The 20,552-nt window shown below is 60.3% G+C and carries 18 protein-coding genes and 1 other RNA gene; 10 read left to right on the top strand and 9 right to left on the bottom strand.

Going from position 1 to position 20,552, the window contains the following annotated elements:
- Window positions 1-39 precede the first annotated feature (39 nt).
- The 3 genes from EDF70_RS05170 to EDF70_RS05160 all read left to right on the top strand — a co-directional run bounded on the left by EDF70_RS05170 (window position 40) and on the right by EDF70_RS05160 (window position 2,332).
- The gene (locus EDF70_RS05170) at window positions 40-519 is read left to right on the top strand and encodes an RNA polymerase sigma factor (RefSeq protein WP_245519075.1); all 480 of its coding nucleotides are present in this window, start codon (window positions 40-42) and stop codon (window positions 517-519) included.
- Window positions 516-1,301: an anti-sigma factor gene (locus EDF70_RS05165; protein ID WP_132272228.1), complete on the top strand. Its 786-nt coding sequence runs from the start codon at window positions 516-518 to the stop codon at window positions 1,299-1,301. Before EDF70_RS05170 ends, EDF70_RS05165 begins: the two co-directional genes overlap by 4 nt.
- Window positions 1,302-1,474: 173 nt before the next feature.
- Entirely contained in the window at window positions 1,475-2,332 is an 858-nt protein-coding gene (locus EDF70_RS05160) for an aldo/keto reductase (RefSeq protein ID WP_132272227.1), read from the top strand.
- Between the two features lie 43 nt (window positions 2,333-2,375).
- Here EDF70_RS05160 and ilvN read toward each other — a convergent pair whose 3' ends face one another.
- Both ilvN and EDF70_RS05150 read right to left on the bottom strand, forming a co-directional pair.
- Complete coding sequence (gene ilvN, locus EDF70_RS05155) at window positions 2,376-2,948, bottom strand: acetolactate synthase small subunit (RefSeq protein ID WP_132272226.1); 573 nt, start codon at window positions 2,946-2,948, stop codon at window positions 2,376-2,378.
- A gap of 47 nt (window positions 2,949-2,995) precedes the next feature.
- On the bottom strand, window positions 2,996-4,783 hold the full coding sequence (locus EDF70_RS05150; RefSeq protein WP_132272225.1) for an acetolactate synthase 3 large subunit: 1,788 nt from the start codon (window positions 4,781-4,783) through the stop codon (window positions 2,996-2,998).
- A 477-nt stretch (window positions 4,784-5,260) separates the two neighbouring features.
- Between EDF70_RS05150 and EDF70_RS05145 the strand changes: the two genes are divergently transcribed.
- Complete coding sequence (locus EDF70_RS05145) at window positions 5,261-7,318, top strand: ATP-binding protein (RefSeq protein ID WP_165931953.1); 2,058 nt, start codon at window positions 5,261-5,263, stop codon at window positions 7,316-7,318.
- 11 nt (window positions 7,319-7,329) lie between these two features.
- Here the strand turns inward: EDF70_RS05145 and miaA are convergent, their stop codons facing one another.
- Window positions 7,330-8,250 carry a tRNA (adenosine(37)-N6)-dimethylallyltransferase MiaA gene (gene miaA, locus EDF70_RS05140; RefSeq protein WP_132272577.1) on the bottom strand — a complete coding sequence of 307 codons (921 nt, stop codon included), beginning with the start codon at window positions 8,248-8,250 and terminating at the stop codon, window positions 7,330-7,332.
- On the opposite strand from miaA, the gene serB reads away from it, so the two are divergent.
- Entirely contained in the window at window positions 8,249-9,142 is an 894-nt protein-coding gene (gene serB / locus EDF70_RS05135; protein WP_132272223.1) for a phosphoserine phosphatase SerB, read from the top strand. The genes miaA and serB overlap by 2 nt on opposite strands.
- 29 nt (window positions 9,143-9,171) lie before the next feature.
- Complete coding sequence (locus tag EDF70_RS05130; RefSeq protein WP_132272222.1) at window positions 9,172-9,744, top strand: GNAT family N-acetyltransferase; 573 nt, start codon at window positions 9,172-9,174, stop codon at window positions 9,742-9,744.
- Between the two features lie 40 nt (window positions 9,745-9,784).
- On the opposite strand, the gene EDF70_RS05125 is transcribed toward EDF70_RS05130, so the two are convergent.
- The 5 genes from EDF70_RS05125 to EDF70_RS05105 form a co-directional block, all read right to left on the bottom strand.
- Window positions 9,785-11,377 carry a Do family serine endopeptidase gene (locus EDF70_RS05125; RefSeq protein ID WP_132272221.1) on the bottom strand — a complete coding sequence of 531 codons (1,593 nt, stop codon included), beginning with the start codon at window positions 11,375-11,377 and terminating at the stop codon, window positions 9,785-9,787.
- A gap of 166 nt (window positions 11,378-11,543) precedes the next feature.
- Window positions 11,544-12,503 carry a protease modulator HflC gene (locus tag EDF70_RS05120; RefSeq protein WP_132272220.1) on the bottom strand — a complete coding sequence of 320 codons (960 nt, stop codon included), beginning with the start codon at window positions 12,501-12,503 and terminating at the stop codon, window positions 11,544-11,546.
- Window positions 12,503-13,642 (bottom strand): FtsH protease activity modulator HflK, encoded by a 1,140-nt coding sequence (gene hflK, locus EDF70_RS05115; RefSeq protein ID WP_132272219.1) that lies wholly within the window; start codon window positions 13,640-13,642, stop codon window positions 12,503-12,505. The genes EDF70_RS05120 and hflK overlap by 1 nt, the downstream gene beginning before the upstream one ends.
- Before the next feature lie 188 nt (window positions 13,643-13,830).
- The gene (locus EDF70_RS05110; protein ID WP_132272218.1) at window positions 13,831-14,349 is read right to left on the bottom strand and encodes a dihydrofolate reductase; all 519 of its coding nucleotides are present in this window, start codon (window positions 14,347-14,349) and stop codon (window positions 13,831-13,833) included.
- The gene (locus EDF70_RS05105; RefSeq protein WP_132272217.1) at window positions 14,346-15,140 is read right to left on the bottom strand and encodes a thymidylate synthase; all 795 of its coding nucleotides are present in this window, start codon (window positions 15,138-15,140) and stop codon (window positions 14,346-14,348) included. The genes EDF70_RS05110 and EDF70_RS05105 overlap by 4 nt, the downstream gene beginning before the upstream one ends.
- A 128-nt stretch (window positions 15,141-15,268) precedes the next feature.
- Here EDF70_RS05105 and ssrA point away from each other — a divergent pair.
- The 4 genes from ssrA (at window position 15,269) to EDF70_RS05085 (ending at window position 16,820) form a co-directional block, all read left to right on the top strand.
- Window positions 15,269-15,636, top strand: a transfer-messenger RNA (tmRNA) gene (ssrA, locus tag EDF70_RS05100).
- A 135-nt stretch (window positions 15,637-15,771) separates the two neighbouring features.
- Window positions 15,772-16,290 carry an SspB family protein gene (locus EDF70_RS05095; protein WP_132272576.1) on the top strand — a complete coding sequence of 173 codons (519 nt, stop codon included), beginning with the start codon at window positions 15,772-15,774 and terminating at the stop codon, window positions 16,288-16,290.
- Between the two features lie 41 nt (window positions 16,291-16,331).
- Complete coding sequence (locus EDF70_RS05090; protein WP_132272216.1) at window positions 16,332-16,523, top strand: DUF4169 family protein; 192 nt, start codon at window positions 16,332-16,334, stop codon at window positions 16,521-16,523.
- A 78-nt stretch (window positions 16,524-16,601) separates the two neighbouring features.
- Window positions 16,602-16,820 (top strand): ribbon-helix-helix domain-containing protein, encoded by a 219-nt coding sequence (locus EDF70_RS05085; RefSeq protein WP_132272215.1) that lies wholly within the window; start codon window positions 16,602-16,604, stop codon window positions 16,818-16,820.
- 11 nt (window positions 16,821-16,831) lie between these two features.
- Here EDF70_RS05085 and EDF70_RS05080 read toward each other — a convergent pair whose 3' ends face one another.
- Window positions 16,832-20,524, bottom strand: a complete 3,693-nt coding sequence (locus EDF70_RS05080; protein WP_132272214.1) for an AsmA-like C-terminal region-containing protein — start codon at window positions 20,522-20,524, stop codon at window positions 16,832-16,834.
- Window positions 20,525-20,552 lie beyond the last annotated feature (28 nt).

Genomic DNA, 20,552 nt, shown 5'->3' with positions numbered 1-20,552 from the left:
TCCGCCGTCGATCAGGCATCGACATCCGTGGAGACCGACATGCTGGCCCTTCTGCCGGCATTGCGTCGTTATTCCCGCAGCCTTACACGCTCGGACATCGAGGGCGAAGATCTTCTGCAGGACTGCGTCGAAAAGGTGCTTGTCCATGGCAACCAGTGGCGTGGCGGCAGTTTCAAATCCTGGACATACCGGATCATGACCAATCTTCACCTCAACCGCCGCCGCACGCAGCAACGTCATCCGACGGTGCCGATCGACGAGGCGGCGGCAACCGCCGAACCCGAAATGGCCACAGACCCCCTCGAAAATCGCAGACTGATGGCAGCACTGGAAACGCTCGCGCCGGAATTCCGGGCGGTGCTGATGCTCGTCGTGGTCGAGGGGCACAGCTATCAGGAGGTTGCCGACATGCTGGACATCCCACTCGGTACGGTGATGTCACGCCTGTCGCGGGCGCGCCATGCGCTGCGTGAAAAACTGCGGCAGGAAAACGTCATTCAAATGCGGAGACCGCAATGAGCGCCACCAAGCCTGTTACCGATGCGGATCTCAATGCTTATGTCGACGGCTTTCTCGATGCCGAGGACAGACTGCGTGTCGAACAGTTCCTGGCGGACAACCCCGATGCCGCCACCATGCTCGCCGACTGGCAGAGCGATAATGAAGCCTTGCGTGCAGCCTTTGCCAGCAAAGCCGTTTCCCGACCGGGAGATCAGGCGCTCGTGACCTACGCCGGCAGACCGGTATTCAGTACCCGCCGCCGATTGCCGGCGATGGTTGCCGCCGTCCTGTTGATATTTGCCGCTGGCGCAGCCGTCGGCCATCTGGGTCCGCGTCTGCTGAATACCCACGAGATCGAACTGACCGATAGCGAGATCCTGCCACAGGAGTCCAAGAACGCTTTTCTCGTTTACGCCAGCGAAGTCCGGCATCCTGTCGAGGTTTTTGCAGACGAGGAAACACATCTGGCGACATGGCTGGGCAAACGACTGGCGATCGACAAACTGAAGGTCCCGGATCTGAAACCGCTCGGTTTCAAGCTGGTCGGCGGCCGGCTTTTGCCTGTGGATGGCCGCGCGGGTGCAATGTTCATGTACGAGGACGGCTTCGGTCAGCGCATAACGGTGCTTGTTGGTCGCAACGCGGACAACCGCAATACGAGTTTCCGCTTCGCTTCTGCCGACAGGCTCGAAACGTTTTACTGGATCGATAACGCGTTAGGGTATGCCGTGACCGGCGAGATTTCGCGGGATCTGCTGCGCCGGGTCGCCGAGGAATGTTACCGGCAATTTCCCTCGTGAGCGCAATTCCGGCAATAACGATGGCGTTGTTTTGATCTGTATCGCCGCGCAGCATTCGCTGGCTCTGTAACATCCGGCTACCCGCCGTAGACATACGTTATTGTGCAGCCCAAAAGTTCTGGAAATCTCGGCGACAGGCCTTATGTTGATGAAATAACAGCAGCGGAAGCCCCATGTCTGACGCCCCGAAAATCCTCAACCCAACCGTTTCACTTCCCGATGGCACCGGTGTACCGACGCTCGGCGCGGGCACCTGGAACATGGGCGAAAACGCCCGACACAAGGCGGCAGAGATCGACGCCCTTCGCCATGCCATGGACCTCGGCATGACGCTCATCGACACGGCGGAAATGTACGGCGAAGGCGGTGCGGAAGAGATTGTCGGCGAAGCGATCAAGGGGCGTCGCCACGAGGTCTTCCTTGTGTCGAAAGTCTACCCCCAGAATGCCAGCCGCGACGGCGTGATCGCCGCCTGCGAGCGCAGCCTGCGACGCATGCGCACCGACCGCATCGACCTTTACCTGCTGCACTGGCGCGGCAGCCACCCGCTGGCGGAAACGGTGGAAGGTTTCAAGACACTCGTCAAACAGGGAAAGATCGGCAACTGGGGCGTTTCGAATTTCGACACCGCCGACATGAAGGAACTGTTTTCAGTGCCGCATGGCGATCGCTGCGCCGTCAATCAGGTTCTTTACAATATCGGCCGTCGCGGCATCGAATATGATCTGATGCCATGGTGCGTCGGCAATGGCATTCCGATCATGGCCTATTCGCCGATCGAGCAGGGCCGCCTCGCCCACCATCCCGACCTGATCGATATTGCCCGCGCTCACAACGCCACGCCGGCACAGGTGGCGCTTGCCTTCGTGCTTCAGCATTTTGGCGTGATCGCCATTCCAAAGGCGTCGAACAAGGCGCATGTCGAGGAAAATGTCAGGGCGCTTGCACTGCGGCTGCTGGACGACGAATGGCAGAAGCTCAACGCTATCTTCCCAGCCCCGACCAAGGCACGACCGCTGGAAATGCTGTAACCCAAAAGAAAGTGGGGCGATCCAAGGACCGCCCCAAAAAAGATTACATGCCCTGCGGCCCGCGGTTCATCGCTGCGATGCCGGTGCGGCAGACTTCGATGAGGCCGAGCGGTTTCACCACCGCCACGAACTGGTCGATCTTCGACGATTTTCCGGTGATCTCGAAGATGAAGTGTTCGACCGTTGCATCCACCACCTTGGCCTGGAAGGCATCTGCCAGCCGCAATGCCTCGGCGCGGCTTTCACCCGAACCGGCCACCTTGATCAGCGCCACTTCGCGCTCGATCGGGCGTTCCTGGCCAAGCTGGCCGGCGCGCACCGTCAGGTCGACGACGCGGTGAACCGGCACGATGCGCTCCAGCTGCGCCTTGATCTGCTCCAGCACCAGCGGCGTACCGTTGGTGACGATGGTGATGCGCGACAGATGCGACTCGTGTTCTGTCTCCGAAACGGTGAGACTTTCGATATTGTAGCCACGGCCGGAAAAAAGGCCGATGACGCGGGCGAGAACGCCCGGTTCGTTGGTGACGAGAACCGATAGCGTGTGGCTCTCGACTTTGGCGGTCTCCGGGCTGATGAAATAGGCCGAGCCGGTCGGTTGCTGATGTGCGTTCATGATCTGGGTTCGCTCCCTCAAAACTTCGTCTGGAATGCCGGCTCGTATCAAACGAGCTGGCGATCCTTCGCATCGATCGCCTGAGCAACCGCTTCGTCCGTGGCTTCGTCTGGCAGCAGCATCTCGTTGTGCGCCTTGCCCGACGGGATCATCGGGAAGCAGTTGGCGAGATTGGCAACCCGGCAATCGAAGATGACCGGAGCCTTCACGGCAATCATCTCGGCAATCTTCTCGTCCAGTTCCTTCGGATCGTCGCAATACATGCCGACCGCGCCATAGGCTTCCGCCAGCTTGACGAAATCAGGCATGGCTTCCGTGTAGGAATTCGACAGACGGTTGCCATGCAGCAGCTGCTGCCACTGGCGCACCATGCCCATGTACTGGTTGTTCAGGATGAAGATCTTGACCGGCAGGTTATGCTGGATGGCGCAAGACATTTCCTGGATGCACATCTGGATAGAGGCATCGCCGGCGATGTCGATGACCAGAGCATCGGGATGTGCCACCTGCACGCCAAGTGCTGCCGGCAGACCGTAACCCATCGTGCCGAGACCACCCGAGGTCATCCAGCGGTTCGGCTCCTCGAAGCCAAAGAACTGGGCGGCCCACATCTGGTGCTGACCAACTTCCGTGGTGATGAAGGTGGAATGCCCCTTGGTCGCCTCGTAAAGACGCTCCAGCGCATATTGCGGCATGATGACGTCGTTCGAGTTCTTGTAGGAGAACGACTTTCTGGCGCGCCAGGTTTCTATCGAAGACCACCATTCGGCCGTCTGCGCCTTTTCCGGCTTTTTGGGCAGCGCCCGCCACAGGCGAACCATGTCTTCGAGAACATGGCCGACATCGCCGATGATCGGAATGTCGACACGGACGTTCTTGTTGATCGACGAAGGGTCGATATCGATGTGGATCTTGCGCGAGTTCGGCGAGAATGCATTCAGGCGACCGGTAATCCGGTCGTCGAAACGCGCACCGACGCAAACCATGACATCGCAGTCATGCATGGTCAGATTGGCCTCGTAGGAACCGTGCATGCCGAGCATGCCGAGCCAGTTCTTGCCGGATGCCGGATAGGCACCCAGGCCCATCAGCGTCGAAGTGATCGGGAAATTGGTGAGTTCGACCAGTTCGCGCAGCAGTTTCGAAGCTTCCGGGCCGGCATTGATGACACCACCGCCGGTATAGAGAACCGGACGACGCGCCGTCGCCATCAGTTCGACAGCAGCCTGAATGGCATTGAGATCGCCATTGACCTTGGGCTGGTAGCTTTTCGAAGACGCCATTTCGGATGGCGACGTATAGGTGCCGGTCGCAAACTGGATATCCTTCGGGATATCGACCACGACCGGACCCGGACGGCCACTCTGGGCGATACGGAAGGCTTCATGGATGATGCCGGCCAGTTCGTCGACATTCTTCACCAGCCAGTTGTGCTTGGTGCAGGGCCGAGTAATGCCGACGGTATCGGCTTCCTGAAACGCATCGGAACCGATCAGCGTGGTCGGCACCTGGCCGGTCAGGCAGACGAGCGGGATCGAATCCATCAGCGCATCCTGCAGCGGCGTCACCGCATTGGTGGCGCCGGGACCGGACGTGACGAGCATGACGCCGACCTTGCCGGTGGAGCGGGCATAACCTTCGGCCGCGTGGCCGGCACCCTGTTCATGACGGACGAGAATGTGCTGGATGTCTTCCTGCTGAAAGATCTCGTCATAGATCGGAAGCACGGCGCCACCGGGATAGCCGAAAATATGCTCGACGCCATTGTCCTTCAAAGCGCGAAGCACGATTTCGGCGCCTGTCATTCGGTTGCCGTTATCCGCCGTATCCGTCATGTCATATCCTCCTGGGGTCTGGCCTTTTATATCTGCAATGGCCGGGATTGCTGCTGGAGTTTTTTTGCTTCCGATCCGTTGTGCATTGTGTTTGCCGACCGGGAACAAGGCATAAAAAAAGGCCCCTTGAGGAGCCTGTCTTTCCGCGCATGGGTGGCTAACGCCGGATGGTTACACCATCCTGCCCATGCGCGTTCCCACCACAATAAGAGCGATCGAATTTTTCATGGGCCGAGTGTTAGCGGCAAACATATTGCCCGTCAACGCGAAAGCGCTGAAAAATTGCCGTCGGCCCCTGCCCGGCAAGATGAAACAGACTTGTCGCATGCGACAACTTATTGAAACCCCTTATTAAGCTGCCTGCGCTAATGTCCCCCAAGATTAAAGGGGCAGGCCCCATAAGTAATTGCTAGTTCGTTTCAGCCCGACCCAGAGAATAGGGGCCATTTAGTGCGTAACAGTGACTTTCAGAAAGCAATGACGGCCGGCGAACAGGAACGGCGCGATGGCGACAGGCCCGGCAACCGGCTGCTTGGACGAGTCGTTGCCTGTAATGGCGCCCACGCAACCATTGCTGCAGTCGCTGAAGACGGCGAAACAGGACTGACGGAACTGTGGTCGGTCGGGCGTCTGATTTCGATCAGCGTTGGCACCAACCGCGTCGTCGCCATTTCCTATTCCATGTCGACCGAGAAGAACGAATGGATCGACGGTGGCGACAACGAATTCCGCATCGAGGTCGAACTGCTGGGCGAAGTCCGCGTCAGCCCGGACGGCCGTGAGGAATTTTCACGCGGAATTTCCCGCTATCCCTATCTCGGCGCTATCGCCCACCGCATCCGCGCGGCAGACCTCGTGCGCATTTACGATACCGGACAGAGCGAAAGCTGCGTTGTCGGCAAGCTGACGCAGGACGAAGCGATCGACGCGACAATTCATATTCCGTCGATGCTGTCGAAACACTTCGCTGTCGTCGGCTCCACCGGCGTCGGCAAGTCGACGGCGGTGTCGTTGCTGCTGAACAAGGCTATCGAAGCCGATCCTAAGCTTCGCGTACTCATCCTCGATCCGCACAACGAATTCGCGGCAGCCTTCCCGGAAAAAGCGGTCGTCATTGATACCGACACGCTCGACCTGCCGTTCTGGCTGATGCGGCTGGAAGAGTTTGCCGAGGTGGTTTTCCGTGGGCGCCCGCCGGTCGCCGACGAACTCGACATTCTGCGAGACGTCATTCCGGAGGCAAAACGCGCTTTCCGCGGCAGCGACTCCTCGCTGATGCGCCGCACCACCGAAAAAAGCTCGGTCACCGCCGACACGCCCGTCCCTTATCGCATGGCCGACCTTCTCGCCCTGATCGACGAGCGTATCGGCCGCCTTGAGGGCCGCAGCGAAAAGCCGGTGCTGCGCTCGCTGAAAATGCGCGTCACCTCTGCGATCAACGATCCGCGCTACCACTTCATGTTCTCCAACAACACGATCCAAGACACGATCATGGAGACCATTGCGCACATTTTCCGCATTCCCGGCGACGATCGGCCGATCTCAACGTTCCAGCTGGCCGGCATTCCGTCGGAAGTCGTCAATTCTGTCGTCTCCATCCTCTGCCGCATGTCGTTCGAACTGGCGCTATGGAGCAATGGCGCCATTCACATGCTGGTCGTCTGCGAGGAAGCCCACCGTTACGTGCCGGCCGACCGCGAACTCGGCTTCGTGCCGACCCGGCAGGCCATCGCCCGCATCGCCAAGGAAGGTCGTAAATACGGCGTTTCCCTCGGTGTTATCACCCAGCGTCCGGGCGAGCTCGACCAGACCATCCTGTCACAGTGCTCGACGGTTTTTGCGATGCGACTGGCCAATGACAAGGACCAGGACATCATCCGCTCGGCCATTCCCAACTCGTCGATCTCGACGACAAGTTTTCTATCGTCGATCGGCAACGGCGAAGCCATTGCCTTCGGCGAGGCCATCTCGGTGCCTATGCGCATGCGCTTCACCCGTGTCGACCAGAGCCATCTGCCGAAAGCCAATGGCGCAAGCGCTGCCCATTACGGGGATGACGAAACACCCGACACCGTGGATCTGCGTTCCGTCGTCTCGCGCATGCGCTCCGTCGCCGGCCCCGACATCAGCAATTTTCAGCGCAGCGTCAGCAGCCAGAGTTTTTCGCTCTCGCAGACGGATAACTACATCGATGATGCAGACGACGATGGCGCAAGCGATGCCGAACTGGCACGCTGGAACAACGAAATGCGCACCGAAGACATTCCACCGCTTGCACCCGGCCAGACCGCCCAGCCGCAATCGACGGAAGGTCTGGAGCCGTACCGCCCGGATATGCTGCCACGCCTTTCCCGCGATGCCGAGCCATCCCGGCCGACACGCTTTACGGAAGTCCGCCGCGACGCCGCATCCGATTTCACCGGACTTGGCCGCACAGACGCCTCGCGCCCCGCTTTCGGTCGTTCCGAAGGCAGCGGATCGCTGCGCGACAGCCTGCTGAAAAAGCCGCTCAGCAGCCTTTACGACAAGGACTGACCCGAAAAAGTTCAGTGGGCGTTGGCTGGTCCGTCAGGTCCCGGCCAGCGCTCCCAGCTGTCATCCATCTGATTGCGAAACCAGGTCATCTGGCGCTTGGCATATTGCCGGGTGAGCGCTGAGCCACGCTCAATCACCATCTCGCGACGCATCCGCCCGGCATCCATCTCGGCAATCTCGTTGACACCGATCGCCTTCATCACCGGCATGTCCGGCGCCGGCTGCAAGGCCATCAGCGCGCCAACCTCTTCGATGGCTCCGGTCTGGAGCATGATCTCGAAACGACGGTTTATCCGGTCATGCAATATCGGTCGTTCCGGCAGGACGACGATCTTTTTCGCCCGCGACGGATCGATGATCATCGGCCCCCGCGTTTCCTGAAAAGATGAAATGGAACGGCCGGTATGGATATGGGTTTCCAGCGCCCGCAAAATACGCTGCCCATCCTTCACCTGAAGTCGCGCCGCCGTCTCTGCATCGCGTGAAGCCAGTTCCGCGTGCAGAACTTCCGGCCCTTCCAGCGCCATCCGCTGGCGCAGCGATTCGCGCAGATCATCCGGTATCGCCGGCATATCCGACAGGCCGCCGGTCAGCGCCTTGAAATAAAGGCCGGTGCCGCCGACCAGAACCGGCAGACGCCCTTCGCGTTTCAGATCGGCCAGCAGCCGCTGTACATCACGCAGCCACTCACCTGTAGAATAGGCCGTTGTGGCCGGCACATGCCCGTAAAGCAGGTGCGGCACGCCTTCCATGTCTTCTTCCGCCGGACGAGCCGTCAGCACGCGCAAAGTGTCGTAAACCTGCATGCTGTCGGCATTGATCACCACGCCGTCATGGCGTTTGGCAAAATCAACCGCCAGCGCCGACTTGCCGCTGGCAGTCGGCCCGGTTATCAGGATCGCGTCGAAATCGTCCACAAGGTCGCTCATCATGGCTTTCGTTGCCACGCTCATTGCCCATCCGTCAAATCCCGTTCTGACCGCAGGGCTGGGAGAACAGGCAGCCGAAGCCGCAAACGCCTCCGGTCTTTACTGGCTGGCCGATGGTATCGCCTGCGATATCGCCCTGCGCGACGGTGCCGATCTCGTAGCGATCGAAGCCGCCATCCGGGCTGTCATTGCCGACAAGCCGATCGACCTTGTCATCCAGAACACCGAAACACGTCGCAAGAAACTCCTGCTCGCCGACATGGATTCGACCATGATCGGTCAGGAATGCATCGACGAACTGGCCGCCGAAGTCGACCTCAAGGACAAGGTCGCAAACATCACCGCCCGCGCCATGAACGGCGAGATCGAATTCGAGCCGGCTTTGCGCGAACGCGTGGCGCTGCTGAAAGGCCTGCCGATCACCGTCGTTGACGAGGTCATCGCCAAGCGCATCACGCTGACCTCGGGCGGCCCCGAATTGATTGCCACGATGAAGGCCAAGGGATTTTACACTGCACTCGTTTCCGGCGGTTTCACGGTTTTCACCAGCCGCATCGCGGCAACGCTTGGCTTTGACGAGGACCGCGCCAACATTCTTATCGAAAAGGACGGCGTGCTGACCGGTGAGGTTGCCGAACCGATCCTCGGCAAGCAGGCCAAGATCGACGCTCTGATGGACCTTGCGGAAAAGCTCGGGATTTCGCCGGAAGACGCCATGGCCGTCGGTGATGGCGCCAATGATCTCGGCATGCTTGGCGTAGCAGGTTCGGGCGTGGCGCTGCACGCCAAGCCCACCGTGGCGGCACAGGCCAGGATGCGCATCGACCATGGCGACCTGACAGCCCTTCTCTACATCCAGGGTTATCGCAAGACCGACTTCGCTCCCCTCGCCTGAAACACCGGATACAAGCCAGGGAGGCGAATGTGATCATTCTCGAGACCGAACGCCTCATTCTCCGCAACTGGCGGCCATCCGACCGCGACCTCTTTCGCGAGATCAATGCCGATCCGAAAGTGATGGAATTTTTTCCCTTCCGTCGCAGCTACGAGGAATCGGATTCTGTTCTGGAGAAGCTGAACGGCATGATCACCGAGACCGGCCTCGGTTTCTACGCGATGGCCCTCAAGGAAACCGATGAACCAATGGGCTTCTGCGGTCTGTCACCGACCAACCTGCCCGGCATTTTCCCTGAAGGCATGGTCGAGATCGGCTGGCGGCTCGCCACGCGTTTCTGGGGCAATGGATATGTGACGGAATCAGCGCTGGCCTTGCTGGACGACGCCTTGGTGAAACGCGGCATGAAGGCGGTCCTCTCCTTCGCCGTTGCCGAAAACCAGCGGTCCACGGCGGTCATGCAGCGCATCGGCATGCAGCGCCAACCATGGCTCGATTTCGAGCATCCGCGCGTGCCCGACACACACCCGCATTTGAAACATCATTTGGTGTATGCGGCGGCGACAGAATTGTGGCCCTCCAGACACGAAAAAGCCCGCTGACGAGATCACCAGCGGGCCAATATCTTTATCGGAAATCAGACTACTCCAGCGGCACCGCGACAATGCGCAATTCGCCATTGGCACCTGATACCATCATGTGCGCGAACCGGCGGCCTTCGCTTTTCAGCACCTGCACGCGCTTGGTCACATCCTCCGGGCTTTTCACCGCGTCCTGACCGACTTCAACGATCACATCGCCGGCCTTCAGGCCTTTTTCGGCAGCCGCGGTGTTGGGCTCGACGGCAGTGATCACGACACCGTTGACGGCAGCACCGATACCAAAACTCTTGCGCTGGTCTTCACCGAGAGACGACAGCGCCAGACCGAGGCTGCTGGGCGCAACCTTGTCCGCATCTGCCGGCGGCTTTACGTCCGGTGCCTGTTTTTCGGCCATATCGTTGTCCGGCTCCATGTCCTCGCCCTCGCCTTCCGGCAGGACCGGCTGGCCAGCGTTCTCCTCGGGCTCGGCACTGTCTTCCAGCTGACCGAGCGTCACCTTAACCGTCTGCTCCTTGCCATCGCGCATGACGACGACATCGACTTCCTTGCCGACCGGGCTTTCGGCCACCGCCAGCGGCAGATCACGCATTTCTTTCACCGGCTTGCCGTCGAAAGAGAGAATGACGTCGCCGGCACGGATCGTGCCGTTATCGACCGGGCCGCCCTTGATGACACCGGACACGAGTGCGCCCTGCGCCGCCTTCAGGCCAAGGCTTGCCGACACATCATCCGTTACCGGCTGAATGCGCACGCCGAGCCAGCCGCGACGGGTCTCGCCGAATTCGATCAGCTGCTTGACGATGTTTTCCGCAAGTTCGGTCGGCACCGCGAAACCGATACCAATGGAGCCACCGCTTGGCGAAATGATCGCCGTGTTGATGCCGATGACCTCACCCTTGGTGTTGAACAGCGGCCCGCCGGAATTGCCCTTGTTGATCGAGGCATCCGTCTGGATGAAATTGTCGTAAGGGCCGGCATTGATGTTACGGCCGCGCGCCGAAATGATGCCGAGCGTCACCGAGCCGCCAAGGCCGAACGGGTTACCGATCGCCATCACCCAGTCGCCGATCCGCATTTTGCGCGAATCACCGAACCGCACCGATTTCAGCGGCGCTTTCGGCTCCACTTTCAGAACCGAGAGGTCGGTCTTGGTGTCGGTACCGATCAGTTTTGCCTTCAGCTTGTCGCCGTTCGGAAAAACTACCTCGATATCATCGGCGCCTTCGATGACGTGGTTGTTGGTCACCACGAAACCGGCAGGATCGATGACAAAGCCGGAGCCGAGCGAATTGACCTTGCGGTTGCCCTCACCCTTGCCGTCACCATCGAAGAAGTCGTTGAAGAATTCCTGGAAGGGCGAGCCTTCCGGCACGACAGGCTTTTGCGGCCCCTCGCCCTCGTTCTTGACGCTTTGCGAGGTGGAGATGTTGACCACGGCATCCAGCAGGCCTTCTGCGAGATCGGCAACCGAGGCGGGGCCACCGCCGGGCGGCGGTGCGAGAGGCGAATTTGCCTGTGCCGCCTGGGCTTGCGCCCATGCCGCTGATGGCGTGACGAGAGCGCCCGAAAGCATGACGAATGCGGCACCTGCCGCAGCGGACCGTTTCAAGGACGACCGAAAGGAACGAGCCATCTATATCCTCGCTGAGAACCCGACTTATCTGGAACAGAAGCATAAGGCGGAATGAAGACCTGGGAAATTACCTTTTCGTGAGATAGCGCCGACAATCCCCACGAACAGTAGCGAATACGAAAGGGGCGGCCCGAAAGCCGCCCCTTCAATTGTCATGCCCGTGCCATCAGTTGTTGGCAGGCGCCGGCGTCTGGCCACCGGCGGCCGGGGCTGCAGGCGCGGTGCGAACCGGCCCCTGACCACCATTGCCGTCCGGGTTTGCGAAGAACCGGAAGAACTGTGAATCGGGCGACAGGACCATGGTCGTGCCGGCACCGCCAAGCGACGTGCCATAGGCCTGCATCGAACGATAGAATTCAAAGAACTGCTGATCGCGCGAGAACGCTTCGCCAAAGATGCGGTTCCGCTCGGCATCGCCCTGACCTCGGATGATTTCCGAATCACGGCTGGCCTGCGAAACAAGCTCAACCACCTGACGATCGGCGATAGCGCGACGGCGCTGTGCCTCTTCGTTACCGCGAGCACGGATCAGTTCGGCTTCCGCCAGACGTTCCGATTCCATCAGATTAAACGTCGTCTGCGAAAGCTCGGGCGTCAGGTCGGTACGGCGAATGCGAACGTCCTCGATCTTTACACCCAATGACTCGGCTGCGACGTTCAGGTCGCGGTGAATCTCGGTCATCATCGAAACGCGCTCTTCAGACAGAGCCGCCTCGAAGCCGCGAAGACCATAAACGCGGCGAAGACCGGAATCGAGACGTGTCCTCAGGCGCGACTCGGCCGACGCGCGGTCACCGGAAACCGTTTCCCGGAAACGACGTGGATCGGAGATCCGGTACACGACGAAAGCGTCGACATCGTAAAACTTACCGTCGCTGACCTGTACCCGGATGTTATCCAGATCAAGCCGCAAGGCACGTTTTTCGATATACTGGACGCGGTCGGCATCCATGAAGGCGAAAGGCAACTTCATGTAGAGGCCCGGCTCGCTCTTGACCGACTGGATCTCACCGAAACGGATGACGATGGCCTGCTCGCGTTCGCTTACCACGAACACGGACGAATAGACGATGAAAAGCAAAACGCCGAGGGCGATCAAGAAAGCGGGCAACTTGTTCGATACCATTAGTTTGCCCCCTGCTGCGTCGCTGCCGCCGCGCCAGCCGGCTGTTTCATGAGTTCATTGATCGGCAGGTAAGGCACAACACCCTTGCCGTCTTCAATGATCACCTTGTTGGAGTTTTTCAGAACGCCCTCCATGGTTTCCAGGAACAGACGCTGGCGAGTAACCTCGGGTGCATTCTTGTACTGGTCGTAAATCGCCACGAAACGCTGGGCTTCACCCTCTGCCTCGTTGACGACGCGGTCGCGATAGGCGGAAGCCTCTTCGCGGATCTGCGCGGCCTGACCACGGGCGCCACCAAGCTTCTGGTTGGCGTAGCGGTTCGCCTCTTCCTTCACCTGGTCCTCGGCCTGCGTTGCCTTCTGCACTTCTTCAAACGCGCCCGCGACTTCCTGCGGCGGAGATGCGCCTTCGATAGACACGGCATTGATGGAAATGCCGGAGCCATATCGATCCATCGTGCCCTGAATGATGTCACGCACCTGCGTCGAGATCGACTCGCGACCGGCACGGAAAATGTCCTGCGCGGGGCGGCGTCCGACGACTTCGCGCATCGCGCTGTCGCCAACCTGCTGCAGCGTTGCCGCCGGAGTTTCGATGTTGAACAGATAGGCTTTTGGATCATTGACCGTGAACAGAACGGAATACTGCACGTTGACGATATTCTGGTCGCCCGTCAGCATCCAGCCAGCGTTCGTGTTGGAACCACGTGGCGCGCCAATGTTCTGCTGCTGCTCGGTAACCTTGACGATCTCGACGGTCTCGAACGGCCACAGATGGAAATGAAGGCCAGGCATGGCGACTTCTTCCTTGGGCTTGCCGAATCGCAGCTCAACGCCGCGCTCATCAGGCTGCACCGTGTAGACCGACTGGAATGCCGCGAATGCAAGCACGACCAGCGCCAGAATGACGAAAATGCCGCCATTGAAGCCGCCGGGCATGACGCCGCGCAGACGATCCTGGCTGCGCCGGATCAGGTCTTCGAGATCGGGTGGGCCGCCATTGCCGCCGTTTCCACCGCCGCCGCCACCGCTGCGCGGTTTGTTCGGACCCTGCCCCCAAGGCCCGCCTTGATTATTGCCGTTGTTATTACCGCCGCCGCCCCCCCAGGGGCCGCCGCCATTCTGATTGCTCCAGGGCATCAAAACCTCTTTGTTGGTGTCACTCCCATGCCGGTGGCGCGCGAATTCCCCCGCACATTTCCCGATCTAGCCCGTTATAGGGTTCGCAACACGTGGTTTCAACGCGCGTTCAATAACTTCCCGGTGTTCAAGGGCTGTTTCGCAGGTCTTTGAAGCGATTTCGAAAATGAAACCTTTCAAAACACAACTTATCGGCGATGATAGGTGACGAAGCGAGTAGGGTAATTGTCTTTTTCACCGGCAGGCACAAAGAGCTCTTCGCCCCTCTCGAACACGGCCGGATCGATCGCCGGGAAAAAAGTATCGCCATCTGCGATCTCGGCCTCGACATGGGTGATGTAGAGAATGTCGGCGACATCCATCGCCTGCCGATAGATTTCTCCGCCGCCGATCACCGCCACCTGCGCGGCACCGGTCTGCGTCGCGATCTCGTCGGCGCGCTTCAAAGCAGCCTCAAGCGAGCAGGCGGTGTCAGCACCATCTACCGCCAGATCCGGATTGCGGGTCACGACCACATGCGGCCGACCCGGCAGCGGTTTTCCGCCGAATGATTCGAGCGTCTTGCGGCCAACCACAACCGGATTGCCCAGCGTGATCGCCTTGAAGCGCTTAAGGTCGGTGGACAGCTTCCACGGCATGTCGCCGTCCCTGCCGATGACACCATTGCTGGCAACCGCGACGACGATGGAAACCGGATGTTTTTTCAAACCGCCACCTGCGCCTTGATATGCGCATCCGCCTCATAATTCTCGAGCGTGAAATCCTCGAACTTGAAGCTGAAAATGTCCTTCACGTCGGGATTGATGCGCATGGTCGGCAGCGCCTTCGGCGCCCGCGTCATCTGCAATTCGGCCTGTTCGAAGTGATTGGCGTAGATATGCGCGTCACCCAGCGTGTGGATGAAATCGCCGGGTTTGAGGCCGACCACCTGCGCCACCATCAGCGTCAGCAGGGCATAGGATGCGATATTGAAGGGCACGCCCAAAAAAATGTCCGCCGAACGCTGATAAAGCTGGCAGGAAAGCTTGCCGTCGGAAACGTAGAACTGGAACAGGCAATGGCACGGCGGCAGGGCCATCTCGTCCACCAGCGCCGGGTTCCAGGCCGACACGATATGCCGGCGCGAATTCGGATTGGTCTTCAAACCCTCGATCAGATTGACGATCTGGTCGACATGGCCGCCATCCGGCTTTGGCCAGGAGCGCCACTGATAACCGTAGACAGGACCGAGATCGCCGTTCTCATCGGCCCATTCATCCCAGATGCGCACGCCGTTTTCCTTGAGGTAAGCGATATTGGTATCGCCCTGCAGGAACCAAAGCAGCTCGTGGATGATCGACCTCAGGTGCAGTTTCTTGGTGGTCAGAACCGGAAAACCGTCCGACAGGTCGAAACGCATCTGGTAACCGAAAACCGAACGCGTGCCGGTGCCGGTGCGATCACCACGGTCGCTGCCGGTTTCCATCACATGGCTGAGAAGGTCGAGATATTGTTTCATGGGTCGTGGTCGCCGATTCCTGAATTTCAGGCATACATAATAGCACGGCCGCCCCGCACCAATCACCTCCCGGTGAGCAAAAGGCGCTTTTCCCATCTTTTCATGATCATCACAACAAGATGACAAGACCTCTTTTCAACGGGCACGCAAACACCTATATCAGCCGTGCCGGACTTCGGTCCGGATATGGCGATAAATGGTCGGTGTAATAAACCTATTGGACCCGGGGGCGGTACCCGGCGCCTCCACCAAAAACCGGTCGGTCGAAATGGCCGGCTTTTGATGGGGGCGAAATAGGATCGACAAGGGCGTAAAGATCGTACTTTTGCTCGGCATGATACCGCCGTTATCGGGTCACAAGTGTAGTTGCAAATGACAACAACGCTAAGGAATACGCTCTCGCTGCCTAATGGCGGTGCGGGAATTCCGCTTTAAGTCCTTACGGTTAGCCCCGTAAGGCGGGGTTCGGAGGTACCTGGCAACAGAAACCTCCACCTTCTCCTTACCCCTGAAATTTTGTAGGATGCTCGGAATCGGGCGTGGACGGGGGCTTTTCCATAACCTTGCCCTGCCCTATAACGAGCAAACGCAACCGATCGAGAAAAGACGACAACGAATGGAAGACAGGCCGATGGGGCAGGATCATATCCGCTACGATATTCTGGCGCAGGACGCTCTGCGTGGCGTTATCCGCAAGGTTCTGTCCGAGGTCGCCACGACCGGCCGGCTTCCCGGTGAGCATCATTTTTTCATCACCTTCCTGACCGGTGCGCCGGGTGTTCGCATTTCGCAGCACCTCAAGCAGAAATATGCCGAGCAAATGACCATCGTCGTCCAGCATCAGTTCTGGGACCTGAAGGTGACTGAAACCCAGTTCGAGATCGGCTTGTCCTTCTCCGATACGCCGGAGCGACTCGTCATCCCGTTCAACGCCATCCGCGGTTTCTACGATCCGTCGGTGAATTTCGAACTCGAATTCGAAGTTCCGATGGCCGACGAGGACGAAAACGAGACCTCTGCCGAAATCACCGCATATCCCGTCGATGCCGTTTCCAAGCCTGCGGAAGGCGGCGAGACGGAGGAAAAATCCGACGAGCCGAAAAAGGAAGGGTCCGTCGTCTCGCTGGATTCGTTCCGCAAGAAGCACTGATCCAACCCACCGGCCGCATGGTCGATCCGGAGAGCACGCATATGGCCGACATCGTCAATCTGCGTCAGTTCCGCAAGACCAAGGCCCGGTCTGAGAAAGAAAAGCAGGCGGAGCAGAACCGCCTGACTTTCGGCCGGACAAAACCGGAAAAGTCTCTGACGCAGGCACTGAACGACAAGGCCGAGCGATCACTCGACCAGAAAAAGCTCGATAAGCCGGAAAACGACGCCTGATCCCGGCGTCACTGACCTTACGTTACCTCACCGCATGAACATCCCGATACGATCAGTCTCGTGTGCGAGTACGAAGCAATGATCCGCAAACATTCCGCGACCCTGCATGGGCACCGCACCAGTTTCACGCTGGAAGACGAGTTCTGGAGCGAACTCAAGACCATTGCCGTCGCGCGCCAGAAAAGCGTCGCCGGCCTGATCGCCGAGATCGACGACGGCCGCGATGCCGAAAGCAACCTGTCGTCGGCGCTTCGGGTGCATGTGCTGCGGCACCTGAAGGGTGAACACGCTTCCTGACCCGGCGACAATTACCGCTGGACGCCGGGCAGGTTCTGAAAATCGCCGTTGTTGAAATCGAGCGCTGGCGCACCGATCGCGTTGCCTGCAGGCGGCACGGTCAGGCGCGGTTCGGCCTCCTCGCGGCGACGGCGTTCTTCCGCTGCCTTTTCCTCGGCAAGACGTCGCTGCTCCTGTTCGGCGGCAAGCCGGGCCTCTTCCTCAAGACGCGCCTTTTCCTCCGCCTCGGCCTTTTCGCGAGCGATGCGGCGTTCGTTGTCGCGGAAGGCATAAAGGGCTGCCTCGCGGCGCAGGCGCTGCTTTTCAAGAACGCTCGCCTGCAAGGTCTCGACGCGGCGGCGTTCCTTCTCAAAGGCGCGCATGGAGAGGAAATTGGTCATGTCGCCAACATCAAGCGCTTCATCAGGCGCCGCCAGATCGCCGGAATAGATCAGCCTCAACGCCGAATCGCCACCGGCCAGTGATTCGTCGCCGGCATCGAAACCGAGACCGATGTCGCCGGCCACCGTCCCGTCGGCGAAATTCAGCCGCAGCGCGCCATTGAGTTTTGTCGAACCATCGACCGCGGCAATGTTTTGCGCACGCGCTTCGCCATCGGTCATGGTGAAGGGAATGGCGACATCACCGATACGGGTCTGGCCGGCATGCACGAGACCCGCCACCAGCGGCTGAACCTTTGCCGCCGTCACCTCGCCCTTGATGCCATCCGCCTTTTCGAGCAGAGGCGACAGCAGGGCTGGGTTGAGCCCGTTGATGGTGAGGTTGGAGAGGCGCACCTGTCCCGAACCGCTGGCAGAGCCGAGGAGATCGGCTACACTTTTGGCGGTCGCCTCCGCCACCAGATCGAAACCGATACCGCCGGTCGCAACCGGCGCACCATTGCCTGATTGCCAGACGACGGGCGCAAGATCGCCGCCTTCAAGCGTCAGGCGCGTCTGAAAGATGCCGACGCCCTGCCCGTTCGACATCATCAGACGGCCGCCGAGCTTGCCGCCGTTCCATGTGCCGCCAAGATTTTCGACGGTCAGATTGCCGCCACGATGGGTGATGCGACCGGCAAAATCAGTTACGGGTGCCGTGAAGTCGGTTCGCAGTGTCCCGGCCGTCACGTCAAGGGTCGCGTCCGTGCTGCCAAAAATCGGCAGGGCAAAATCCTTGCTCGACAGTTCGCCGGTGTCCGCATCGGTGAGCGGGCCATAGATCGCCTCGCCGAGCCATGCCAGATCGAGCGTATCCATGGAAAGCCTGCCGCTGGCCGCCCATGCCGGCGTGCTGCGGTCGAGACGGATTTCGCCCTTCAGCGTATTGCCTGCCAGCGTGCCGTCGAGGCCGGCAACGGTGATCGCCTCAGGCGTCAGCGCAACGTCGGCGACGAGCTTTGCCGGAAGGCCGGTGCCGAATTGCGGCAGGCCGATACCGGTCATAAGCAGATAGGGTTCGAGATCCGGGCTTGTCACCGAAATACGTGCCTTGCCGTTGCCGAAGCCGGGATCGAGAAGGTTGAGCTCTCCCTTGGCGGACATCAGCGTCTCGCCAGCCGCATAAGCGAGGTCGATCGTGGCAGGCTTGTCGCCACTGCCGGAGGCGGCAAGCGTCAACAGTCCATCACCTTCGACATCGAAGGGCAGCGGGTCGAGGCCGGCCTGGCCGAACAGCGTCGAGGCATTGGGGTTTTCAAGCGTGGCCTTCACATCGAATGTGTCGCTACCGGTGAGATCGAGCAGGTTCGGCAGGCGGATATCGCCGGCAACACGGCTGCCATTGCTGACGCCGGTGAGATCGGCGGCAAGGCCGTTGACGTTACCACCCACCGTGATCTCGGCCTTGAGGTCGGTCTGCGCATACCAGCCGGCGCTCTCCGCCAATCGCGCCAGTGCCGGGTTACGCGGCAGGTGGTCGCGCAACATCGCGAGAAACGGTGTCGGATCGGCGGATTTCAGCGAAACCGTGCCACCACCGGAATAGGCGAGCAACGAACCTTCCAGCTTGCCGCTGGCGGCGATTTCCGCACCGGCGAGATCGCCGACCGTCAGTTTTTCCAGCGACAGCGCGCCATCGGCAAAGGAAAAGGTCGTATCGACCTTGTCGGCGGCAACACCAAAGGCGTTGAAACGGTCGGCGCGCAGCGTACCGGCAAGCTTGTGGTCGAGAACGTCGCGGCCGGCATCGTCGCCGGTCAGCAGCGAGCCGAGCGCGCGCATGGCATCGATATCGATTTCGTTGCCGGACAGATCGATTGTCAGGCTGGGCGTCTGATCGGGGATGGACTGGCGTTCGATGCTGCCGGTCAGCGTGGCATTGCCGATCGCCAGTTCCAGCCCCTCGAAACGCTGGCGCTCGGTGGTGAGATCGACCTTGGCCGAAAAGCCTGCGGAACTCAGCCGGCGGATGGCCGGATCGACCTTGCCGGACAGCCAGTCGGCCAGGCCGGAAGGCTGGTTGGAGGCGAGCAGCATGCTGCCGGAAAAGGCGGCGTTGCCGACCAGTTGCAGACTACCCTTGGCCTCGACACGGGTCCGGCCTGGCAGTGTCGCCACGACATTATCGACCGCCCAGCCTTGGCCGGCCGGGCGCAAATCGAGGCGGATGTCGCGCAGCGTCGTGTCGTTGAGCACGATGGCCGGCAGGCGCAAGCTGGCCTTGCCCGGCACCTGCGGGATAGGGATCGCAGCCGCCATGCGGATCAGCGCATTCAGGCGACGTTGCGCCGACACGGCCGGATTGCGCGCCGTCTTGCCGCCCGCTTCCTCCTGCGTCAGGCGGTTGACGTCGATCTGCTGGCCATCGCCGGTGAGCAGGAATTCCGGCTTGTCGCCGGTATCGAGCGTCGCTTCGCCTGTCGTGACGTAAGGATTGTCGCCAGCGCCAAGCTCCAGCCGGTATTCGGGAATGCGGATGCGGTCATTGGTGAGTTCGAAACGGCCGCGCACGCGTGGCCCCGGCGGCGGCGGGGTGACAGGTTCCTCTTCCGTCTCTTCCGCCAGCGTCACCAGATTGAAGGCGCCCTGATAACCGGCACGACCTTCCTTGACGGCCAGCGCCCCATCGAGCTGCAATTCCACCGGCTGCTGATCGGGCCACAGACGCAGACGCAAGGGCACGCTGCCTGTCGCCGCATCCGGCTCTGCGCTCGAAAAATTGAATCGGGCATCATAGCCGTCGAGATTGGCGGTGCCATCGGCCCGCCATGGGCCGGCCAGCGATGCGGCGGCCATATCGGCATTGAACTCCGTCAGGCGACGGGTGCGGCCGGTTTGCTCGTCGATGAATTCGATCTCGGCATCGGTGATATGCACGTCTTCCAGCACGACATTGCGCGCCGGAATATCGACGCGGCCGGAACGGGTCCAGTCGAGCGTGCCGTCGCTCAGGACGCGGATGCGCGCCTTGGGGCGAACGATGCGCATGTCGAAAATGCGCGCCTCGCCGGACATGAAGGGTGCCAGTTCCATATCCATGGAAAATTCGGCGGCCTGCACCTGCGGCGTGCCATCGGTATCGCGGCCGATGCGCACGTCATGCATGGTGACCGACGGGAACGGCAGGATGCGGGCATCGACATTGCCGTGCACGGTGACCTTCTTGCCGAGGATACGGCTGGCCTGATTTTCGAACTCGGTGCGGAAACTCGACCAGTCGAGGAAGAACGGCGCAAACAGGGCCGTGAACAACGCCACGACCACGAGGCCACCGAGGAAGAGCATGATCCGTCCGAGCACTGCCTGTCGTCTC

The organism is Neorhizobium sp. JUb45 (assembly GCF_004343585.1).
In the GTDB taxonomy this organism is placed as follows: Bacteria; Pseudomonadota; Alphaproteobacteria; order Rhizobiales; family Rhizobiaceae; genus Neorhizobium.
This window is presented reverse-complemented; position numbering and strand designations above follow the sequence as displayed.

What these genes read in the sequence shown, in the direction of transcription:
- EDF70_RS05170 (WP_245519075.1), top strand. Translation starts at nt 40, where the DNA reads ATGCTGGCCCTTCTGCCGGCATTGCGTCGTTATTCCCGCAGCCTTACA.
- EDF70_RS05165 (WP_132272228.1), top strand. Translation starts at nt 516, where the DNA reads ATGAGCGCCACCAAGCCTGTTACCGATGCGGATCTCAATGCTTATGTC.
- EDF70_RS05160 (WP_132272227.1), top strand. Translation starts at nt 1,475, where the DNA reads ATGTCTGACGCCCCGAAAATCCTCAACCCAACCGTTTCACTTCCCGAT.
- ilvN (WP_132272226.1), bottom strand. Translation starts at nt 2,948, where the DNA reads ATGAACGCACATCAGCAACCGACCGGCTCGGCCTATTTCATCAGCCCG.
- EDF70_RS05150 (WP_132272225.1), bottom strand. Translation starts at nt 4,783, where the DNA reads ATGACGGATACGGCGGATAACGGCAACCGAATGACAGGCGCCGAAATC.
- EDF70_RS05145 (WP_165931953.1), top strand. Translation starts at nt 5,261, where the DNA reads ATGACGGCCGGCGAACAGGAACGGCGCGATGGCGACAGGCCCGGCAAC.
- serB (WP_132272223.1), top strand. Translation starts at nt 8,249, where the DNA reads ATGGCTTTCGTTGCCACGCTCATTGCCCATCCGTCAAATCCCGTTCTG.
- miaA (WP_132272577.1), bottom strand. Translation starts at nt 8,250, where the DNA reads ATGATGAGCGACCTTGTGGACGATTTCGACGCGATCCTGATAACCGGG.
- EDF70_RS05125 (WP_132272221.1), bottom strand. Translation starts at nt 11,377, where the DNA reads ATGGCTCGTTCCTTTCGGTCGTCCTTGAAACGGTCCGCTGCGGCAGGT.
- EDF70_RS05120 (WP_132272220.1), bottom strand. Translation starts at nt 12,503, where the DNA reads ATGGTATCGAACAAGTTGCCCGCTTTCTTGATCGCCCTCGGCGTTTTG.
- hflK (WP_132272219.1), bottom strand. Translation starts at nt 13,642, where the DNA reads ATGCCCTGGAGCAATCAGAATGGCGGCGGCCCCTGGGGGGGCGGCGGC.
- EDF70_RS05105 (WP_132272217.1), bottom strand. Translation starts at nt 15,140, where the DNA reads ATGAAACAATATCTCGACCTTCTCAGCCATGTGATGGAAACCGGCAGC.
- EDF70_RS05095 (WP_132272576.1), top strand. Translation starts at nt 15,772, where the DNA reads ATGGGGCAGGATCATATCCGCTACGATATTCTGGCGCAGGACGCTCTG.
- EDF70_RS05090 (WP_132272216.1), top strand. Translation starts at nt 16,332, where the DNA reads ATGGCCGACATCGTCAATCTGCGTCAGTTCCGCAAGACCAAGGCCCGG.
- EDF70_RS05085 (WP_132272215.1), top strand. Translation starts at nt 16,602, where the DNA reads ATGATCCGCAAACATTCCGCGACCCTGCATGGGCACCGCACCAGTTTC.
- EDF70_RS05080 (WP_132272214.1), bottom strand. Translation starts at nt 20,524, where the DNA reads ATGCTCTTCCTCGGTGGCCTCGTGGTCGTGGCGTTGTTCACGGCCCTG.